Here is an 18,864-nt window from a genome sequence, read left to right on the forward strand (position 1 = left end):
ACCTACGGGGGCCGTCCAATGCGACAATGGCGCGAGCCTATGCTTCACCGAGCCCATGTCCGCCTATCCCATCTTCATGTACCACAACGTTGCCCAGGCACCGCGCGACCTTAAGCGCTGGCGCAGCCTGTACGTGAGTCCGGGCGCGTTCGCGCGGCAGATGTGGTTGCTCAAGCGACTCGGCTACACCGGCCTTTCGATGTCCGACGCGATGCCGTATCTGCGTGGCGACAAACAAGGCCGCATCGCGGTGATCACGCTGGACGACGGTTACGTCGACAATCTCGAATCCGCGTTGCCGGCACTGCAGCGCTATGGCTTTACTGCCACGTGCTACGTAGTGAGCGGCAGCATCGGCCGCTACAACAACTGGGATGCAGAAAAACTCGGCATCCAAAAGCCCTTGATGACACCGGCACAATTGCGCACGTGGCACGAGGGCGGCATGGAGATCGGTGCACACACGCGCAGCCATCCGCATCTCACCCAGTGCAGCGATGCGCAGCTGCACCACGAGATCGCCGGCAGCAAGGCCGATCTGGAAGATGTGCTTGGCGCACCCATCACGCAATTTTGCTATCCCTATGGCGACATGGACGATCGCGTGGCCGAGGTCACGCGCGCATCGGGTTATGACGCCGCCACCACAACTCAACGCGGACGCGCAACCACCGGCATGAACCTGTGGCGCCTGCCGCGCGTACAAGTTGCGCGCCATCATGTGCTGCCGCAATTTGCCATGCGCGCATTCACCCAATACGAAGACAAGCGCGGCCAAAACGGGCACTCGAGCGACTACGCATGAAATTTCTTTTCGTCGGCACCAATCCGGAAAACACCGGAGCGGCCACGCACTTCGTGGCGCTCGCGCAGGCGATGGTGGAAGCAGGTCATCAGGTCAGTGCCGTGGTGTACCCGAACGGCTTGATCGCCAACGCGCTGGCCAAATCCGGCGTGAAGCTCTATCTCGCGAAATTCCGCAACGTGTTCGACTTGCGCGGCTATTTCGCCACGTTCAAGGCCGCACGCGATCTGCAACCGGACTGGCTGGTGGGCAACTTCGGCAAGGAATACTGGCCGCTGATCCTGATGAGCCGCTTGCTGAGCGTGCCCGTAGCACTGTTCCGTCATCGCACACCGCCGATGGGAAAGGTGTCGGGTTATTTGGTTCCGCGTCTTGCACAACGGTTCTTCGCTGTTTCCGCCCACGCACGGCAGGCGTATCTTGGACGCGGCGTGCCACCGCAGCTGGTGCGCGTGCTGTACAACCCGGTGAACATGGAGTGGTGCAAGCCTGACGCGCAGCGTCGCAGCGAAATCCTGCACCAACTTGGCATTCCACAGGACGCGATCGTGCTCGGCTACTTTGGCCGCATCCATCACAGCAAGGGCATTTTTAGTTTGCTGGAAGCACTCGATGGCGCGATGGGACAGGAGTCGCGCCTGCATTGCTTATGGCTCGGCCACGGCCCAGACACGCAACAACTCGGTGAGCGCATCGAAGCCGGTACCTTTGCGCACCGTCACCACATGCTCGGCTGGATCGACGACGTGCACCCGTACTACAGCGCGATCTCGATGCTGGCTTTTCCCTCCATCGCGACAGAGACCTTCGGCCGCGTGTCGGTGGAAGCGCAGGCAGCCTGCGCGCCGGTGCTGGGCAGCAATATCGGCGGCGTACCCGAAACACTCTCTCCCAACGTTACGGGCCTGCTGTTGCCACCCGGCAATGCGGGGGCGTGGCGCAACGCCATCCTCAAACTATGCGAGCCGGAAGTGCGTGAACCGATGGGCGTTGCGGCGCGCGATTTTATTGATCGGCATTTCAGCACGCGCGTGATTGCGGATGAGTTTGTGCGTATTTTGAGTGATGGCTAGCACGCCCTGCTCCCTCTCCCCTCCGGGGAGAGGGTTGGGGTGAGGGGTCAACCCCACGACTAACTTGTATTCGAAGCACGCGCTGACGTGAGATGGCGGCAAGGGTGCCCCCTCACCTCAATCCTCTCCCCGATGGGGAGAGGAAGCAGAGCGTCTAGCTCTGCGTGCTTCGTGCAACTTCGCGTACTTGAGAAATACATAAAACGCACCGAGCATGCTCGCGATAAACCCCGCCCACCCACTCAAGAAATACCGCTTCAACACAAACTGCCGCAGAAAGAACAACGGCGGATAGATCACCATGCGCACGCCGGTAAAGCGCTGCCCACGTCGCAATTTGTGCGCCACCATCCCGCTGCTGTAGCGATTGATCTTCTCCACACGCGTAGCGATATCGCCGTCGCCATTGTTGACGAAGTCGGCGCCCCATAGCGTCTTTACCGGGCCACGCACTTCTACTGCGGAATGCACTTCGACATCGTTCATGCCGCCATGCTTGCGGTTGAACAGGCGAAGATGGCCGTTGCGATGGCTCAAGCGATGCTGCACGGTCCAGAACATGCGCTCGCGGCGCGGCAACCGAAAACCGGCATGCCGGGGATCGTCCAGCGCGCGTTCGATGATGGCACGCGTGCCGGGCGAAAGGATTTCATCCGCGTCCAGATTCAGGACCCAATCGTTGCGCGCCAACTCATACGCGCGCTGCTTCTGCGGGCCGTAGTCGTCGAACGGATGCACTTCCACCCGCGCGCCATGCATGCGTGCAATCGCCACGGTGCTATCGGTGGAGCCGGAATCAAGCACGACAATTTCATCGGCCCAATCCACCTCGCGCAGGCAGGCATCCAGCGTGTCGGCGTTGTTATAGGTGATCAGCACCACCGAAAGCGGCTCACGCACCATCGTGCTCTACCCTCGTAACTGCAAACAGCACTGCACACCATAGCCCCAGCAGCCAGGCGAACAACAGCCCCCACCATGCGGAATAGAAGGCCAAATGCGAATTGAACGGAAACAGCATCGCAGCCAATGACACCGTGACCGGAAAGGCCACCGCACGACCGATGTCGCCAGCATGTCGCCACGTGCGGAAAGCGATCGCGACACCGATCAGCCATAACAGCGCACCCACAACACCCGTTTCGGTCAGGACTTCCATCATCAGCTGATGTGCATGGCAAGCGCCCATGCCATCACCGCAATTCTCCGCCACCATAAAGTGATCGTTCGCGGGTGCGTAGTGCGGATATGCGTAGCGGAATCCACGCACGCCTACGCCCAGGAATGGATGCGCTTCGATCATGCGCAAACCGGTGTGCCAGATATCGATACGTCCGGTCGTCGCTTCGTTGATGGATTGCTCGCTGCCGCTCAAGACCATCAGGGTGCGCTGCATTCGCGTCTCGAAACGCGTGGACGTCTTCCAGGCAATACCACCCGCGATCGCCAGCACTACCGCAGCTGCCGCGCAGACGGCAGCAAAGCGCGCGAACGAGCCGGCTTCGCGCCATAGGAATACCAACGTCACTAATCCAAATGCGATCCATGCAGAACGCGATCCGCTCAGCATCACCGGCCCGAGCAACAGCACGAAACCGACGATCAGCCCACGCAAGCCCCAGCGCTTCCGCGCCGACCACAGCGCGAATGGCGACAACACCGCCAGTGTGGGCCCCAGCTTGGGATCATCCGCACCGAATATGCCTGAAATGCGTTCCGGTTCGGCATGCCCGCGCAAACTCCAGCCGGTAAGCATCTGCATCCATGCATCCAGCACCCAGAAGGCAATCACCACGGCAACGGCGAAATAGAACCCGTGTACGCGCTGTTCACCACGCAACACATGGCAGGCATAAAGCCCCAGAGGTAGATAACGCAGCAAAGCCAGCACTGTTCCCCAGCTTTTACCGGGAGCCACGGCCACAAACGAAGACAGCAAAGCGGCACCGATATAGCACGCCAGCAACGCCAACAGCAGGCGCGCGGAAGGCTGTTTCAATTCCGCCGCAATACCACGTCGCCACGCGATCGCCAGGCTGATCAGGCACAGCAAGGTACCTAGTTCGGCGCTGCGCCCGAACGGCAGCAACGCGGCCACCAGCCACAATGGCAGCAAAGGCGAACGTAGAAGGCTTTTCAGGGAGAAGTGCATGCCGGATCCGAAACGACCATCCGGGCATTGTAAGAGCCTAGGCCGCCACTTCCTCGTACAACGCCAGCGAGGCGTGCTGCATATCGATCAGGCGATAACGCTGCAGGGGCGAAATGGGCGGTGCCACGCGCAACAGTTCTGCTGCGCGTTCAACCAAACGCTCGCGGTCGCCGGGGGGCACACGGCCAGCCGGATAGAGTTCGGCCAGCAGCTCGCCCACACCACCGTGGGCATAGCCGAGCACCGGGCGGCACAACGCCAGCGCTTCCACCACGGTGCGCCCGAAAGCTTCGGGCTTGTTCGATAGCTGCAGTATCAGGGAGGACATGGCGTAGATGTCGCGCACGTCTTCACGCGGCGCCGTCATGACCACTTGGTTGGTCACGCCGCGGCCCTTGATCAATTCCTTCAGCTCTTGCGCATAGGCTTCGCGACCTTGCTCGATCACGCCGAGCAGCAGCAAGCGTGTATCGATACCGCGCTGCTTGAGTTCGGCCACCAGCTCGATGGCGTCGTGATGGCCTTTCAGGCGCGTGCCGCGACCAGGCAAGGTCAGCAGGGGCGCGCCAGCGAGGTTGGGAAATTCGTTGAAGAACGCTCGCTGCCAGCTTTCGTCCGGGCGGTGCCCGTACGGGAACTTGTCCGGATCGATGCCGCGCGGAACGATACGAATACGGGTGATATCCAGCTTGCGGTAATGGCTGATGAGGTAATCACGCACCGTCTGCGAAACGACCACGATGCGCTCGCCGCGCAGCATGATGGCGCTGTAGCGGCCCGGCGAATTGAGGCCGTGCACGGTGGTAATGAAATGGGGGCGGCGCGACATGCCCTTGAGTGCCCACCAACCCAGCCAGGCTGGTAGTCGCGAGCGCACGTGGAGGATGTCCGGTTTCAGTTCGCGCAGGAGGCGTCGCAACCGTCCCAGCCGACCCAGGGTAAGCAAGGACTTGCGGCCGATGTCCAGCGTGATGTGCTCGCTGCCCTCGGCTTCGAGCTGCCCGACCAGCCGGCCGCCGGCGGAGATGACGATCGAACGATGTCCGGCCTGCACCAACGCCTGCCCCACTTCCAGCACAGAGCGCTCCGCGCCACCCGATTGCAGCGCGGGGATAAGCTGCACAACGGTCAGCGTTCTGGCCGGTGTGGCGGCGACGGACATGATTCCCTCATTCGCGACTCTCATCCATAAAACCCAAGCACCAATCGTGCCGTATGGCGCGGTTTATGCACTGGGTAAGGGCTGTGTTCAGTCGCGCAGGACGTAATGCGCGCCGCAGTAAGGACATACGGATTCACCGCCGTCGTCCACGATGGGCAAATAGACCTTCGGATGGGAGTTCCACAGCGCCATGCCGGGCATCGGACACGACAACGGCAGGTCCGAACGCGTCACTTCATAACGATTTTCGGCATTCGCCAGGATAGGCGTGACGGCGGCAGAGGAACCCGACATGGGATGTTGCTCCGGGGTAAGACGTTGGGACCGGCAATGTTAGCAGGCCCAAGTTCGCTCGATATAGCGATCTTCTCCCTCACGCCTGCTTTCGCCCCTCCCCCTGCCTGCAGGAGGAGGTTGGAAGGGGTGAACACTTACGGGAAAGTTTGAGGCAAGTACTCACCCCACCCCAACCCTCCCCTGCAAGCAGGGGAGGCAGAAAAAAGCTGCGATTTACTGCCCAGCCTTCGGCACCGAGCCTTCGGTGGTGATGTTGATCTGGATCTCGTCGCTCACCTTCGGCACATACGCGCCCAGGCCGAAATCCGAACGCTTGATCGTGCCGGTGGCGTTGAAGCCGATCGCTTGCTGGCCGGTCATCGGGTGCGGGCCGACATTGTTGAGGGTGGCATTGAGCACCACCTGCTTGGTCACGCCGTGCACGGTGAGGTCGCCCGTCACCTTGTAGTGCTTGTTGCCAGCCGGCTGCACGCTGGTGCTCTTGAAGGTGACGGTCGGGAATTTGTCGGCATCAAAGAAATCCGGCTCCTTCAGGTGCTTGTCGAGCGCCGGCACGTGCGTATCAAGGTTGCTCAGCGGCAGGGTCACTTCCACCGAAGCCTTGGACGGATCCTTTTCGTCGAATACCAGCGTGCCATCGCCGAGGCCGATGTCAGCGGTGGGATGGGAGAAACCGAAGTGGCTCCAGCTGAACAGCACCATGGTGTGGCCCGGATCGAGCTTGTAGGTCACCGGGGCTGCCTGGGCCGAGAACGCCGCGCCGAGCAAACCGGCCAGCAACACGTAGCGAAGGTTACGCATGAAAAAATCTCCTGCCTTCATCGAGTGGATAGGTAAAAATCACTTTCGTTTGGAACAACAGGATCGTCTTCGGAGCATAGTCCCAAGGCCGAACCTTCAGAAAAGGCTTATTCGACGCGACATACCTCATCGAACGAGAAGCGCGGGCTGCGTGGGAACAGATCACGACTGGCGTCGCCGTAGCCGATGTTGATCAAAAAGTTCGACTTGATCGTGGTACCGGCAAAGAACGCCTGATCCACGCCAGCATTGTTGAAGCCGGACATCGGCCCGCAATCCAGGCCCAATGCGCGCGCCGCGATGATCACGTAAGCGCCTTGCAGCGTCGCGTTGCGGAACGCCGTGGTGTCGATATGCGGCTGATTGCCAACGAACCAGCTGCGCGCATCGGCGTGCGGGAACAGCTTCGGCAGGTATTCGTAGAAAGCGTGATCAGTCGCCACGATCGCCGTGACTGGCGCCGCCATGGTCTTGGCGCGATTGCCTTCGGAGAGAAACGGCTCGAGCTTTTGCTTGGCCACGGCGGATTTTACGAACACCAGGCGCATGGGCGAGGAATTGGCGCTGGTCGGGCCGAACTTCGCCAGTTCGTACAGCGCATGCAATTGCTCGTCGGTCACTTCCTTCGGCAGGAAGGCGTTGTAAGTACGGGCGGTACGGAACAGCTGGTCCAGCGCTACGTCGGCAAGCTTCTCGCTCATGGGTATCCTCTGCATGACGAAACAAACGTAGAGTGTAAGCGCAAGCCGGACCGACCAGCGGCGAACGAGGCGAACGTACTGTGCACGATCCGGCGACAATCGACCCTTCCGGGCATGAACCTGCGCACAGCTTGCGTGGCGAATGCTGGGCCATCACCGACGCATCCGCCGGCAACCAGCGCCAAGCGCTGGCACTGGCCGAACGCATGGGTATGCCGGTGCGGCATCTGGTGTTGTCACTGCGTGCGCCATGGTCATGGCTGTCGCCTCGGATGACTTTAGGTGGCCGGCTTGCCCTGCCCGCTTCGCAGCGCAACGCTTTTGCACCGCCATGGCCCAGCATCGCCATCGGTTGCGGACGCAGCGCAGCCGTGCTGACCCGCATGCTGCGCACTTTGACGGACGGCTATTGCCATACCGTGCAGATCCTCGATCCCCGCATTGACCCCGAACACTGGACCACCGTCATCGCTCCCCGCCATGACGGTCTCATCGGCGCCAACGTGTTGAACCCGCTGGGATCGTTGAACCCGATCGATGATGCATGGCTGGCCGATGGCCGTGAGGCGAGTCCCGCCTTGGGCGACCTGCCGCGCCCACGCGTGGGCGTACTGCTTGGCGGTCCGCGCACAGGCATCCGCATGGATGCGGATTACGCACAACATCTCGCCCAACACTTGATCGCACGCCAGCGCCGCGAAGGCGGCAGCCTGTTGGTGCTGACTTCACGCCGCACGCCCGATGCGGTGAAGGACGTCATGCGCAAAACCATGCACGGTATTCCTGGCTTGCTCTGGACGGGTCCCGACGACGGCAACAATCCTTATCCTGCCGTACTTGGTTGGGCCGATCGCCTGGTAGTAACGCCCGATTCGGTGAACATGCTCAGTGAAGCGTGCGCGGTGGGATGCGCTGTGCATACGTTTGTGCTTGGAGAGTTGCCGGCGAAACTCGCGCGATTTCATAGCAGCTTGCGCGAGGCTGGCTTGTTGCACGATATCGATGACAACGCACCAGCGAAGCAAACGCCGTTGCGCGAGACCGAAGCCATCGCCGAAACATTACGCAAGCGCCTGCTTGCCGCCTAGAGAACTATATGGCTGCGCGGAACGCCCGCTCCCCTGCTTGCAGGGGAAGGTGCTTGTTCAAGGACTTGCTTTGTCTTTGCACAAAATTGGGTAGATACGCACACCTGCGACACCATCAGAAATCGAATCCCAACGCGTGCGTCACCACCATGACCTCGCTGCACAGCTCCTCCAACTCCTCATCGCGCGGCGCGATGCGTGAGCGCAAGTCCAATGTGCAGAACAAAGCACGTCGCAACAATTCGGCATGCGCGCGCGTAAGGCAATTCGCCTGCGCGGTATCGAGCAAGCCTGCGTTACGGCAAAGCTCGATCAAACCCGAATTCGCCGTGGTCGACAGCAGATCCGACGATTGTGCCGCATGTGCCAGCACCAATCCCTGCAATGCGAATTCGATATCAAGCAAGCCACCATGGGCTTGCTTGATATCGATCTGCTCAGCATCGGAGCGGTCGCGTTCCGCGCGCCAACGCCGCCGCATGTTGCCGACTTCCGTGATCACTGCGGCACGATCGCGTGGCACGGCGAGCGTGCGCCGCCGCACCTCGATGAGTTCGGCGTTCAATGCAGCATCACCCGCGACCGGCCACGCACGCAGCAGCGCCTGATGCTCCCAGGTCCAGGCGCGGCTCTCCTGATACGCGACGAAGGCTTCCAGGCTGCCGACCAGCAAACCCTTGGAGCCATCCGGCCGCAAGCGCGTATCCACCTCATACAAGCGACCCGCGCGCGTGAGCACGGTCAGCCAATTCATCACGCGCTGCGTCAGGCGCTGATACCAGCGTGAACCTTCCAGCGGACGCGGACCATCGCTCATCGCTTGCGCGCGCTGGCCGTCGAACACGAACACCAGATCGAGGTCGGAGGCGAACCCCAGTTCTGCGCCACCCAAGCTGCCGTAACCGAGGATCGAAAACCCCGAACCTTCGCCCGGCAATCGTCCATGCACGGCAATCACTTCGCGCTCGGCCAGCGCGGCGATGGCATTGACCACCGATTCCGCCAGCGCCGCTAATCGGCGCGCCGTCGCCACCGCATCCACACGCCCGTCGTTGAACGCCAGCCCCAGGCGAAACGCGATGCTCGATTTGAACTCGTTGATACGCTCCAGCTCCGCTTCTGCCTCCCGTTCTTCCAAAGTCGTGAGCACATGCGCGATCTCCGCGCTGATATCCGCACGCTTGAGCGGCAGCTGATCGATACGCGGATCGAGCACGTCGTCGAGCAACAAAGGTTGGGCGATCACGCGCTCAGCCAGAAACGCGCTGTCGGCAAATAACTGCGCCAGACGCTTGCGCGCCGAAGGCTGCTCTTCCAGTAGCGCAAGATAGGAAGGACGGCGCGCCACCGTCTGCACCAGCCTGCACAAACGCAGCAGGCACGGCACCGGTGCGGCAGTATCGCGCGCGACCGCCAGCAATTGCGGCATCAGATGATCAAGTTGCTCGCGCGCACGCGCTGACATGGTGCGCAACTGCGAAGCCTGCGGCAACTTCAGCAAAACGTCTGCCGCTTCCGCACCAGGCGAAAAACCGGAAGCCTCCAGCAAAGAAGCATCGAGCGATTCGTCGCACGCGCGCTTCCACAAGACAGCATCCGCTGCCGGCACGCTGGCCTTGGCGCCACCTTCAGGCATCAGCATGGCTTCGAACTCGTTGGCGACGATGTCGCGATGCTTCGCCAGTTCCTCGGCCAGCGGCTCCCAGGCTGGATAATCCAGCGCGAGCGCCAACCGCTCACGTGTGAGCTCGTCCTCCGGCAAATCGTGTGTCTGCGCATCGCGCATCATCTGCACGCGGTTTTCCAGCCGGCGCAGGAACACATAGGCTTGGCGTAAAGCACGCGCACGGGAAGCTGGAATATGCCCACGCGCCTCGCACGCGGTAAGTGCCGGCAGCAGGCCGCGCACACGCAGACTGGGCTCGCGACCACCGCGGATCAGTTGCACCAGCTGCACGACGAATTCGATCTCGCGGATGCCACCAGGACCGAGCTTCAGGTTGTCGGCCAGATCCTTGCGCGCCACTTCCGCGTCGATCAGTGCCTTCATTTCGCGCAGTCCCGCGAACGCGGTGTAGTCGAGATATTTGCGATAGACGAACGGCCGGAGCATTTCCTGCAATTGCTTGCCCGCGCTGCGATCACCCGCCACCGTGCGCGCCTTGATCCACGCATAGCGTTCCCAGTCGCGCCCTTCACGCTGGTAGTACTGCTCCATCGCGCTGAACGGCAAAGCCAGCCGTCCGGCATTGCCGAACGGACGCAAGCGCAAATCCACGCGTGCGCAGATGCCATCCGTGGTTGGCTCGTGCAGCAGGCGAACCAGCTGGCGTCCCATGCGCACGAAGTATTCGCTGTTGTCCAGCACGCGCGCACCGTCGCTCTCGCCGCCCTGCGGATAAGCCAGCACCAAATCGATGTCGGAAGAAAAATTCAGCTCGCTGCCGCCAAGCTTGCCAAAACCGATCACTATCAAGCGTTGCAGCACGCCATCCACATCGCGCGCATGGCCATAGCGCAAGGCCAAGTTGCGCTCTGACCATTCGAGCGCGGCGCCAAGCAAGGCTTCGTAGAGCACGCTGGTGGCGGAAAGCGTTTCGGGCAGATCGTCCAGGCCGTTGACGTCGCGAAACACCAGCCGCAAGGCCTCGGCATGGCGGAAGCGACGCAGCGCCGCCATGCAAGCCGCTTCATCGGTATCAAGCTTCAAGGCGTCGATGCGCGCCGAAGCATCGGCACTGGCACGCAATCGTTCCAGACCCTGCGGCGCGAGCAACTGCGGCTGGCTGCGCCACGCTTCGAAGGCGAAGTCGCTGGCCAACAAGGTGCGGCGTATGCGCTCGGCCACGCCGGCATCGTCGTGCAGAGGCACGCCCGCAGCACGGCAACGCGCGACCAATTGCGCGTAACGATCGTCGATCAGGGCCCGCAGCGCGGACGATTCAGTGGGAGGAGGAATGACAGCCATGCGGCCATTATGAGCCCTACACGTTGCATGACAGAACCGTCTTGCGCGCCCTGAGCTTTCATCCTTGACCGCCATCACCCGACAGCGGCCCGCCGGATGCCTGCTGCAGCCTTATCGCGACGCGCTAACAAGGAGGATCGACAGATGACGGCGACGCCACACGACGAGGCATCAACGGCCGCCACCACTCTTCAATACGACGCACAAGGCGAGGCCGTATTGGAACTGCAGCAACAACTGCGCGAACTCGACTACCGGGACATGGCTGGGCTGATAAGGGCCGATGGCCATTTCGGCGACCGCACTCGGCGCGCCGTGGAGGCCTTCCAATACGACTATGGCCTTACCGTGGATGGCATTGCGGGACCGAAGACATGGCGTGCGCTACGGCACGCACTTCGGCATTCCTCGCAAGCCCGATCTTCGAGTGAGTAGGCTTGGATGTTTTGCAGGCTGGGGTTCGCACCCCAACCTATGACTGCCATCCTGGCTTGCTTAAGCTTCAACCCGCCGCCAGGGTCCTACCGCGACAGGAAAACTCGCGTGAGGCGGATGCAGGGTTGCGCGCGCCAGCACACGGCCCTCCCGATCACTGGCAAAGACCGACAACGCCTGAAAATGGACGCCGATAACATCGTCGGCCGGACCATGATGCCGTGCCCAATCGCGCTCGCTCCATTCCGCTTCGATCGGCTCGTCCATGCTCTCCACGAGCAAACTCGCACGCACGGTGCCGGCCACGTGCCGCAGATTGAGCAGCTTCGCCTTCAGACCATCGCCCGGCAACGAGGTGAGCACGATGTCTTCGGGACGCACGTGCACGGTGACTTCGTGCGCATCATTCCCTGCAAAATTTTCGATGCGCCACACGTGGCCGAACAGATGCAATTGCTGCCCCTTTACCTCACCAGGCAACGATTGGCCGCGCGCAATGAAGCGTGACGCAAATGGCGTAGCAGGCTGGCGATAGATCTGCTCCGGCGTGCCGATCTGTTCAATGCGACCGCGATTCATCAGCACCACACGATCGGCCATTTCCAATGCCTCATCTTGATCGTGCGTGACGAACAAGCTGGTGATGCCGAACGAACGATGGAACTCGCGCAGCCAGCCGCGCAGATTTACGCGCACCTGCGCATCAAGTGCACCAAACGGTTCATCCAGTAGCAGCAGACGCGGCTCGATCGCCAGCGCGCGCGCCAAAGCAACACGCTGGCGCTGGCCGCCGGAAAGCTGCGCAGGATAGCGGTGTGCGAAACCTTCTAGCTCTACCTTGCGCAGCAGATTCTCGACGCTTGCCTTGATAGCCGAGGTCTTGGGCCGCAAACGCCATGGACGAACGCGCAAGCCGAAAGCCACGTTTTGCGCCACCGTCATGTGCGGAAACAGCGCGTAGTGCTGGAACACCAGACCCACACCGCGGCGCCGGGCGTCCAGTGCGAGCAGATCCTGGCCATCGCGCAGCACGCTGCCGGCATCCGGTTGATCGAGTCCGGCAAGAATGCGCAGCAGGCTCGTTTTTCCCGAGCCCGACGGACCGAGCACGGCAACAAATTCGCCGTCACCGATAGTCAGGCTGACGTCGTCGAGGGCGATGAACCCATCGAACTGGCGACGCAGGCGGGAAATCTCGATAGCCATCCGGTCAAAGATCCTCAAGTGTTGGCATTCAACTCGCCGCCGTGCCGCCACTCCACGAAACGCTTGATACCAAGCGTGAGGACAGTAAGCAGGGCAAGCAGTGAAGCCACTGCAAAAGCGGCGGAAAAATTTTCTTGGTACAGCTGATCCACCTGCAGCGGCAGCGTATTGGTGATGCCGCGCAGGTGGCCCGAAACCACATAGACCGCACCAAACTCGCCCATGGCTCGCGCATTGCATAACAGGACGCCATACAACAGCGCCCAGCGCACGCGCGGCAGGGTGACGCGGAAGAAGATCTGCCATCCGCCGGCGCCCAGCGTCAGCGCTGCTTCTTCCTGTTCCGAACCCTGCGCCTGCATCAACGGAATCAGCTCGCGCGCCACGAATGGCAGCGTCACCAGCACCGTTGCCAACACCAAACCAGGCAAGGCAAAGATCACCTGCACGTTATGTGCTTCCAGCCACGAACCCAGCCAGCCGTCTTTTCCGTAGACCAGGATCAGCATCATGCCGGCGACCACCGGCGAGATCGAAAACGGCAGATCGATCAGTGCTGCAAGCAACGACTTGCCACGAAACTCGAAGTGCGTCATCGACCAGGCAGCGGCCAGGCCGAAGACCATGTTCAAGGGCACGGCAATGGCGGCAACGGTCAAGGTCAGGCGTACGGCGGCGAGCGTATCCGGCTGGCGGATTGCATCCAGATAGAACGCCACACCCTGCCGGAACGCTTCGGCGAAAATCGCCAGCAACGGCAACACCAGCAACCAACCCAGTACAGCGAGCGCGGCGAGCACCAGCACAACGCGCGCCACTCGCATGGACCATGTAGGCCGGCCCATCGACACCACGGCAGCGACGGCGGCCATCAGCGCACCACCGCCCAACGACGAGTCCAGCGATTTAGCCAGGCCATCGCGACAAGCAACAACAACGAGGCACCCAGCATCACTGCTCCCAGCGCAGCCGCGCCGCGATAGTCGTACTGCGAATCGATTTTCTGCACGATCAGATAAGGCGCGATCTCCGTGCGGAACAAGCGGTTGCCAGCGATGAAGATCACCGAGCCGTATTCGCCGATCGCGCGCGCCAGCGCCAGCGCGTATCCGGTCAGCAGCGTCGGCAGCAGCAACGGCAACACCACACGGAAGAAACGTTGCACAGACGAAGCGCCAAGCGTATAGGCTGCTTCCTCCAGATCGCTTTCCATGCTTTCAAGCACTGGTTGCAGCGTGCGCACGACGAACGGCAGACCAACGAACACCATCGCCAGCAGCACACCCAGCCGCGTGTAGGCCACTTGGATGCCGAGCGGTGCCAGGCGGCTACCTATCCAGCCATTCGGCGCATACAACGCCGTCAACGAAATGCCGGCGACAGCCGTGGGTAACGCAAACGGCAGATCGACCAGCGCATCGCACACGCGACGGAACGCAAAGCGATAACGCACCAGCACCCACGCCACCAACAAGCCGAGCAGTGCATCGATGGTGGCTGCAAGCAGTGCAGCACCAAAACTCAGTTTCAACGCTGCCAAAACGCGGCGCGTACCTATTTGCGCCCACCATCCCGCCGGCCCGAGTTCGCATGCCGTCCACAACAACGCCGCGAGTGGAAGCAACACGCAACTGCCAAGCACCACGAGCGTGTAGCCGGTGCTCAGGCGAAACCCTGGTAGTACGTGGCGGGCCATTGCGGTCAGTGCGCCCCCTCGGTGATCTGGTCGAACACTCCACCATCAGCGAAATAGGTGGCCTGTACCTGACGCCAATCGCCAAACTGTTCAGCGATGGTGAAGGTTTTCACCGCGGGAAACTGTGTCGCGTACTTCTCGGCCACCGATGCCAGGCGCGGACGGAAGAAATGCTTGGCGGCAATCTCCTGCCCTTCCGGGCTATATAAGTACTGCAGAAACGCTTGTGCGATCTTCTGGGTGCCACGCTTGGCCGCCACCGCATCAACGACAGCTACGGGCGGCTCCGCCAGGATCGTTGTGGAAGGCACGACGATTTCATACTTGTCTTTGCCGAATTCCTTCTGCGTCATCAACGCTTCGCTTTCCCATGCAATCAGCACGTCGCCGATGCCGCGCTGGACAAACGTGTTGGTTGCGCCGCGTGACCCGGTATCAAGCACGGGCACATTCCTATAGAGCTTGGTGACGTAGGCACGTGCTGTGTCTGCGTTGCCATCCGGCTGGCGAAGCGCCCAGCCCCACGCAGCAAGGAAATTCCAGCGCGCGCCGCCCGACGTCTTCGGATTGGGCGTGATCACCCGCACGTCGGGGCGAATCAGGTCGGACCAATCGTGAATCTGCTTTGGATTGCCCTTGCGTACCACGAACACCACGGTAGACGTGTAGGGCGAACTGTTGTCCGGCAAGCGTGCCTGCCAGTCCTTCGCCAACAATCCCTTGTCGGCGAGCACGTCGATGTCATACGCCAAGGCCAGGGTCACCACGTCCGCCTGCAAGCCATCAAGCACCGCGCGAGCCTGCTTGCCGGAACCGCCATTGGACGTTGTGACGGCAATACTCTGCCCTGTCTGTTTCGCCCAGTACGCCTTGAAGGCCGTGTCGGTGTCCTGAAAATATTCACGGGTAGGGTCGTAGGAGACGTTCAGCAGCTTCGTATCGTCCACTGACGAGCAGCCGGTGCACAGCGATAGCAGAACGGCCAGCAGGAACAGTAGGCGTCTCATACGTGAAAATCTCCTCGGGGCAGCATCGCCCACTGTGCACTATAGGTTCGGACGGCTGGACGTCCGAAAGCGCGGATCGTCCTAACCATATGCTTGCTACTACTCCCTCTCCCCTCCGGGGAGAGGGTCGGAGTGAGGGGTCGGGGCTTGCCGTGAATCTCAATCGAAGCAGTGCTTCGCATGGTGCACTTCGCGAGATTGGCCCCTCACCCTAGCCCTCTCCCCGGAGGGGAGAGGGGACTATTTCTCGCTATATGAAAATCTCCGCACGCAGCTCGAAAATATGCGGATCGATCACCAGCCCCTTCCTGTTGCTGAAAGCACGGATGTAGTTGGCTTGCAGGCGCAAATGCGTACCCAGGTACCAGTTCGCACCCGCGGTCCAGTCGTGTTCCTTACCGCCCTGCACGCGTCCGTCGTTGAGATCGAGGTCGCTGTAACGCATCGCCAATTCCACCGCTCCCCATGGGTGCGCAGGAATCACGTTACTGACATTGCCGTCGTGATATTGACGTGATTCGCCGGTAAGCACCCAGCTGCCGAACACGTAATAACCAGAGAGGTCGTAGTTCGGCCGCGGCACGTCAAACGTGGTCTGTGCTTGCAGGTATTCACCCTGCACCGACCACGGGCCGTCGATCCACAACCCTTCCAGACCAAGACGATTGATGTGCTTCACCGCCGTCAACGTGCCCGAACTGATCAGGCTAACGGTGGTAAGCCCCGCTTCTGGCGGCGCCTTGAAGCTGGTCGTAGCCGGTTGCTGTACGCCTAGCGCGTTCACCAAACCATAGGGACGTTCCTGTGAAGCCGCCACGCCCAGGTGCAGCACATTCGTTGCCTCGTGAATTGGCACCCAGGCAGCGCGGGCTGCAAGGGTATGCCCTCGGTTCTTACCCGTCAGGTTCTGGCCGTAATAACCGAGGCTCGCCAACCAATGCTGGCGCTGGATGGCCCAATCCACACCGACACGGCGGTTTTCGTACACAGCCTGTGAAGGTAGCGCCAGTTCAATAAAGGTGGTCTGCGTTGATGTGGTGACGCCTTCGAAGCTTACGGGCGTCTTGCTTTGCCCGAAGCGAACGGCACCCAGGTCCTCGCCAAACACCGCTTTCGACTGCAGCCGGGCAAAGACGTCCTGCCACTGCCTGGATTGGAAGTCGTAGTACACCGTGGCGTCATAAACGCCAGGCTTTTTGACGTAGAAGCCCAGGTATTTGCGGCGATTGGTATGCGCGTCCGTGAACTTGCCGTCGTCGTGCGAAAAATCATTGAGGTCGTACTGGTAGCGCAACACCAGGCCGATATCGGTGCCGTCGCTCAGTTGCGCGTGCGTCGGCCAATTGTAAAGCCAGTCAGGGTCGCCAGCCTTGGCGGCGGGTATGGACGCGGCCAGCGAAAACGCCGTGACCAACGTCAACACGGCATGAAAAGGCTTAGATCGTCGAGGCATGCGAGGCTCCGGCGCCGCGCGGCGGCGCCTTGGACAAGTGGATGAAGACCCATGGCGCGCTGGAGGGGGTAGCGCACCCGGTTCCATGCTGCCTGTGCGGTTTTGCTCAGTGGAAAGGAGGGAATGGCATGCGGATATGCCACCGCATCATTTCTGGGCAAAAAAACAAAGTCCTAACATTCTTTAACTGATTTGGACGTCTAAACGTCCAGGACCTCAAACAATGACCGCCGCCACACTATCGCCGTTCCCCGAAGACAAGCAACCGCTGGTTGCGCGTCTGATCGACGGGTTGGAAGCACCGGCGTTGCTGTGGCTTTCCGGCTACCTCGCAGGCGTTGCAGGCCAACGTCAGCTTCCCGGCAAAAGCACAGCGGCCGAGGCTTCACACGCCGTCGACGCCCAAGCTCGCCTGACCATTCTCTATGGCAGCCAGACCGGTAATGCCAAGCGCCTGGCTGAAGATCTCGGGCGTCGCGCCTCCGCCGCTGGACTGGCCGTACGCGTAGTGCGCACAGATGCTTATGCCACGCGCGAGCTGAAGCAGGAGCGCCTGCTTTACATCGTCGTCAGCACGCAAGGCGATGGCGAGCCACCGGACGATTCGCGTGCCTTCTTCGAATTCATCACTAGCGCACGCGCGCCGAAACTGGAAGCCTTACGTTACGGCGTGCTGGGTCTGGGCGATTCCAGCTATCCGAACTTTTGCGCAATCGGCCGCCAACTCGATGAGCGCTTTGCGACGCTGGGCGCGCAACGCCTGTTCTCTTCCGGCGAAGCAGACGTCGATCTGGAAACCGTGGCGCAGCCCTGGCTGGAACAAGCACTTCAGCAAGCGCGCGAGCAGCTGAAAACCTCCGCACCGCTGGCCAAGGTCACCACCTTGCGTACGGCGCGCAGCACGCCGGCGTGGCATCGCGAACAGCCGTTCCTGGCGCCATTGCTGCTCAACCAGCGCATTACCGGCCGCGGCAGCGATCGCGACGTACGCCATCTTGAACTTTCGCTGGAAGGTTCCGGCCTGCGCTATGCGCCGGGTGACGCACTAGGCGTGTGGCCGACGCAGTCACCTGCCCTCGTCGATGCTGTGCTGACGGCCTTGCGACTTGACGGGGATACCGCTGTCCGCGTGGGCGAGGAAGAACACGCGCTGCGCACATGGCTGACCGAGCATCGCGAGCTGACTCAGCTCACGCGCCCCTTCTTCGCCGCTCACGCAGAACGCAATGGGGATGCTCATCTGCGAGAGCTGTTGTTGCCGACATCGCGTGATGCGTTGGCTGCACTGTTTTCGCAATGGCAGGTCCTGGATCTGCTCCATCGCTATCCCGCAGATTGGACGGCGGAAACACTGGTCGCCGCGCTGCGTCCACTCGCACCACGCCTGTATTCCATCGCCTCGAGCCAGTCCGTGGTGAGCGATGAAGTGCATCTCACCGTCAGCCACGTCGACTATGCGTTCGACGGAGAAGCACGTTGGGGCACGGCCAGCCGCTATCTGGCACAGTACGGGGAAGGCGAAAACGTACCGGTCTTTATCGAGGCCAACGAACGTTTCCATCTGCCTGGCGACGATCGCGACATCATCATGATCGGCGCAGGTACCGGCGTCGCACCGTATCGCGCATTCGTGCAGGAGCGCGCCGAACGCGGTGCCAGCGGGCGCAACTGGCTGGTGTTCGGCAATCCGCATTTCTACTCGGACTTCTTGTACCAAGTGGAATGGCAGCAGGCGCTCAAGCGCGGACAGCTGCATCGCCTCGATCTCGCATTCTCACGTGACCAAGCTCAAAAGCTTTATGTCCAGCATCGTCTGATCGAGCAAGGTCGTCGCTTGTACGAGTGGCTGGAGAACGGCGCGCACGTGTATGTCTGCGGCGATGCCAATCGGATGGCCAAGGATGTGCATAAGGCGTTGGCTTCGATTGTTGCCGAACACGGCGCGCGTTCAAGCGAAGACGCCGAAGCATGGTTGAACCAGTTGATCCAACAGGGCCGTTACGCCCGCGACGTGTATTGA

General features: G+C 61.3%; 17 protein-coding genes. 5 read left to right on the forward strand and 12 right to left on the reverse strand.

Annotated elements, in window-relative coordinates:
• The first annotated feature begins 55 nt into the window (after positions 1–55).
• Positions 56–805, forward strand: coding sequence for a polysaccharide deacetylase family protein (locus tag QQJ86_RS03570; RefSeq protein ID WP_284319537.1), 750 nt, complete (start codon positions 56–58; stop codon positions 803–805).
• Entirely contained in the window at positions 802–1,878 is a 1,077-nt protein-coding gene (locus tag QQJ86_RS03575) for a glycosyltransferase family 4 protein (protein WP_284319538.1), read from the forward strand. The genes QQJ86_RS03570 and QQJ86_RS03575 overlap by 4 nt, the downstream gene beginning before the upstream one ends.
• 117 nt (positions 1,879–1,995) lie before the next feature.
• Here QQJ86_RS03575 and QQJ86_RS03580 read toward each other — a convergent pair whose 3' ends face one another.
• The 6 genes from QQJ86_RS03580 to QQJ86_RS03605 all read right to left on the reverse strand — a co-directional run bounded on the left by QQJ86_RS03580 (position 1,996) and on the right by QQJ86_RS03605 (position 6,991).
• Positions 1,996–2,781, reverse strand: coding sequence for a glycosyltransferase family 2 protein (locus QQJ86_RS03580; protein WP_284319539.1), 786 nt, complete (start codon positions 2,779–2,781; stop codon positions 1,996–1,998).
• On the reverse strand, positions 2,771–4,030 hold the full coding sequence (locus QQJ86_RS03585; protein WP_284319540.1) for an O-antigen ligase family protein: 1,260 nt from the start codon (positions 4,028–4,030) through the stop codon (positions 2,771–2,773). Before QQJ86_RS03585 ends, QQJ86_RS03580 begins: the two co-directional genes overlap by 11 nt.
• A gap of 37 nt (positions 4,031–4,067) precedes the next feature.
• The gene (locus QQJ86_RS03590; RefSeq protein WP_284319541.1) at positions 4,068–5,192 is read right to left on the reverse strand and encodes a glycosyltransferase; all 1,125 of its coding nucleotides are present in this window, start codon (positions 5,190–5,192) and stop codon (positions 4,068–4,070) included.
• 87 nt (positions 5,193–5,279) lie between these two features.
• A complete protein-coding gene (locus tag QQJ86_RS03595) occupies positions 5,280–5,486 on the reverse strand; it encodes a zinc-finger domain-containing protein (RefSeq protein ID WP_284319542.1) in 207 nt (68 codons plus the stop codon).
• 216 nt (positions 5,487–5,702) lie between these two features.
• Positions 5,703–6,290: a YceI family protein gene (locus QQJ86_RS03600; RefSeq protein ID WP_284319543.1), complete on the reverse strand. Its 588-nt coding sequence runs from the start codon at positions 6,288–6,290 to the stop codon at positions 5,703–5,705.
• 107 nt (positions 6,291–6,397) lie between these two features.
• Positions 6,398–6,991 (reverse strand): malonic semialdehyde reductase, encoded by a 594-nt coding sequence (locus tag QQJ86_RS03605; protein WP_284319544.1) that lies wholly within the window; start codon positions 6,989–6,991, stop codon positions 6,398–6,400.
• A gap of 80 nt (positions 6,992–7,071) precedes the next feature.
• Between QQJ86_RS03605 and QQJ86_RS03610 the strand changes: the two genes are divergently transcribed.
• Positions 7,072–8,079, forward strand: a complete 1,008-nt coding sequence (locus tag QQJ86_RS03610; protein ID WP_284319545.1) for a mitochondrial fission ELM1 family protein — start codon at positions 7,072–7,074, stop codon at positions 8,077–8,079.
• A 115-nt stretch (positions 8,080–8,194) separates the two neighbouring features.
• Here QQJ86_RS03610 and glnE read toward each other — a convergent pair whose 3' ends face one another.
• The gene (glnE, locus tag QQJ86_RS03615) at positions 8,195–11,047 is read right to left on the reverse strand and encodes a bifunctional [glutamate--ammonia ligase]-adenylyl-L-tyrosine phosphorylase/[glutamate--ammonia-ligase] adenylyltransferase (protein WP_284319546.1); all 2,853 of its coding nucleotides are present in this window, start codon (positions 11,045–11,047) and stop codon (positions 8,195–8,197) included.
• A gap of 144 nt (positions 11,048–11,191) precedes the next feature.
• Between glnE and QQJ86_RS03620 the strand changes: the two genes are divergently transcribed.
• Positions 11,192–11,482: a peptidoglycan-binding domain-containing protein gene (locus tag QQJ86_RS03620; RefSeq protein WP_284319547.1), complete on the forward strand. Its 291-nt coding sequence runs from the start codon at positions 11,192–11,194 to the stop codon at positions 11,480–11,482.
• 60 nt (positions 11,483–11,542) lie between these two features.
• Here the strand turns inward: QQJ86_RS03620 and QQJ86_RS03625 are convergent, their stop codons facing one another.
• From QQJ86_RS03625 to QQJ86_RS03645, 5 genes are all read right to left on the reverse strand, one after another.
• Complete coding sequence (locus QQJ86_RS03625; protein WP_284319548.1) at positions 11,543–12,688, reverse strand: sulfate/molybdate ABC transporter ATP-binding protein; 1,146 nt, start codon at positions 12,686–12,688, stop codon at positions 11,543–11,545.
• A 14-nt stretch (positions 12,689–12,702) separates the two neighbouring features.
• On the reverse strand, positions 12,703–13,560 hold the full coding sequence (gene cysW, locus QQJ86_RS03630) for a sulfate ABC transporter permease subunit CysW (protein WP_284319549.1): 858 nt from the start codon (positions 13,558–13,560) through the stop codon (positions 12,703–12,705).
• Positions 13,560–14,384: a sulfate ABC transporter permease subunit CysT gene (gene cysT / locus QQJ86_RS03635; protein ID WP_284319550.1), complete on the reverse strand. Its 825-nt coding sequence runs from the start codon at positions 14,382–14,384 to the stop codon at positions 13,560–13,562. Before cysT ends, cysW begins: the two co-directional genes overlap by 1 nt.
• 5 nt (positions 14,385–14,389) lie before the next feature.
• On the reverse strand, positions 14,390–15,391 hold the full coding sequence (locus tag QQJ86_RS03640) for a sulfate ABC transporter substrate-binding protein (RefSeq protein WP_284319551.1): 1,002 nt from the start codon (positions 15,389–15,391) through the stop codon (positions 14,390–14,392).
• Between the two features lie 250 nt (positions 15,392–15,641).
• The gene (locus tag QQJ86_RS03645) at positions 15,642–16,844 is read right to left on the reverse strand and encodes an OprO/OprP family phosphate-selective porin (RefSeq protein WP_284319552.1); all 1,203 of its coding nucleotides are present in this window, start codon (positions 16,842–16,844) and stop codon (positions 15,642–15,644) included.
• A 223-nt stretch (positions 16,845–17,067) separates the two neighbouring features.
• Here QQJ86_RS03645 and QQJ86_RS03650 point away from each other — a divergent pair, with 223 nt between their 5' ends.
• Positions 17,068–18,864: an assimilatory sulfite reductase (NADPH) flavoprotein subunit gene (locus QQJ86_RS03650; protein WP_284319553.1), complete on the forward strand. Its 1,797-nt coding sequence runs from the start codon at positions 17,068–17,070 to the stop codon at positions 18,862–18,864.

The organism is Dyella acidisoli (genome assembly GCF_030160295.1).
Lineage (GTDB): Bacteria > Pseudomonadota > Gammaproteobacteria > Xanthomonadales > Rhodanobacteraceae > Dyella_B > Dyella_B acidisoli.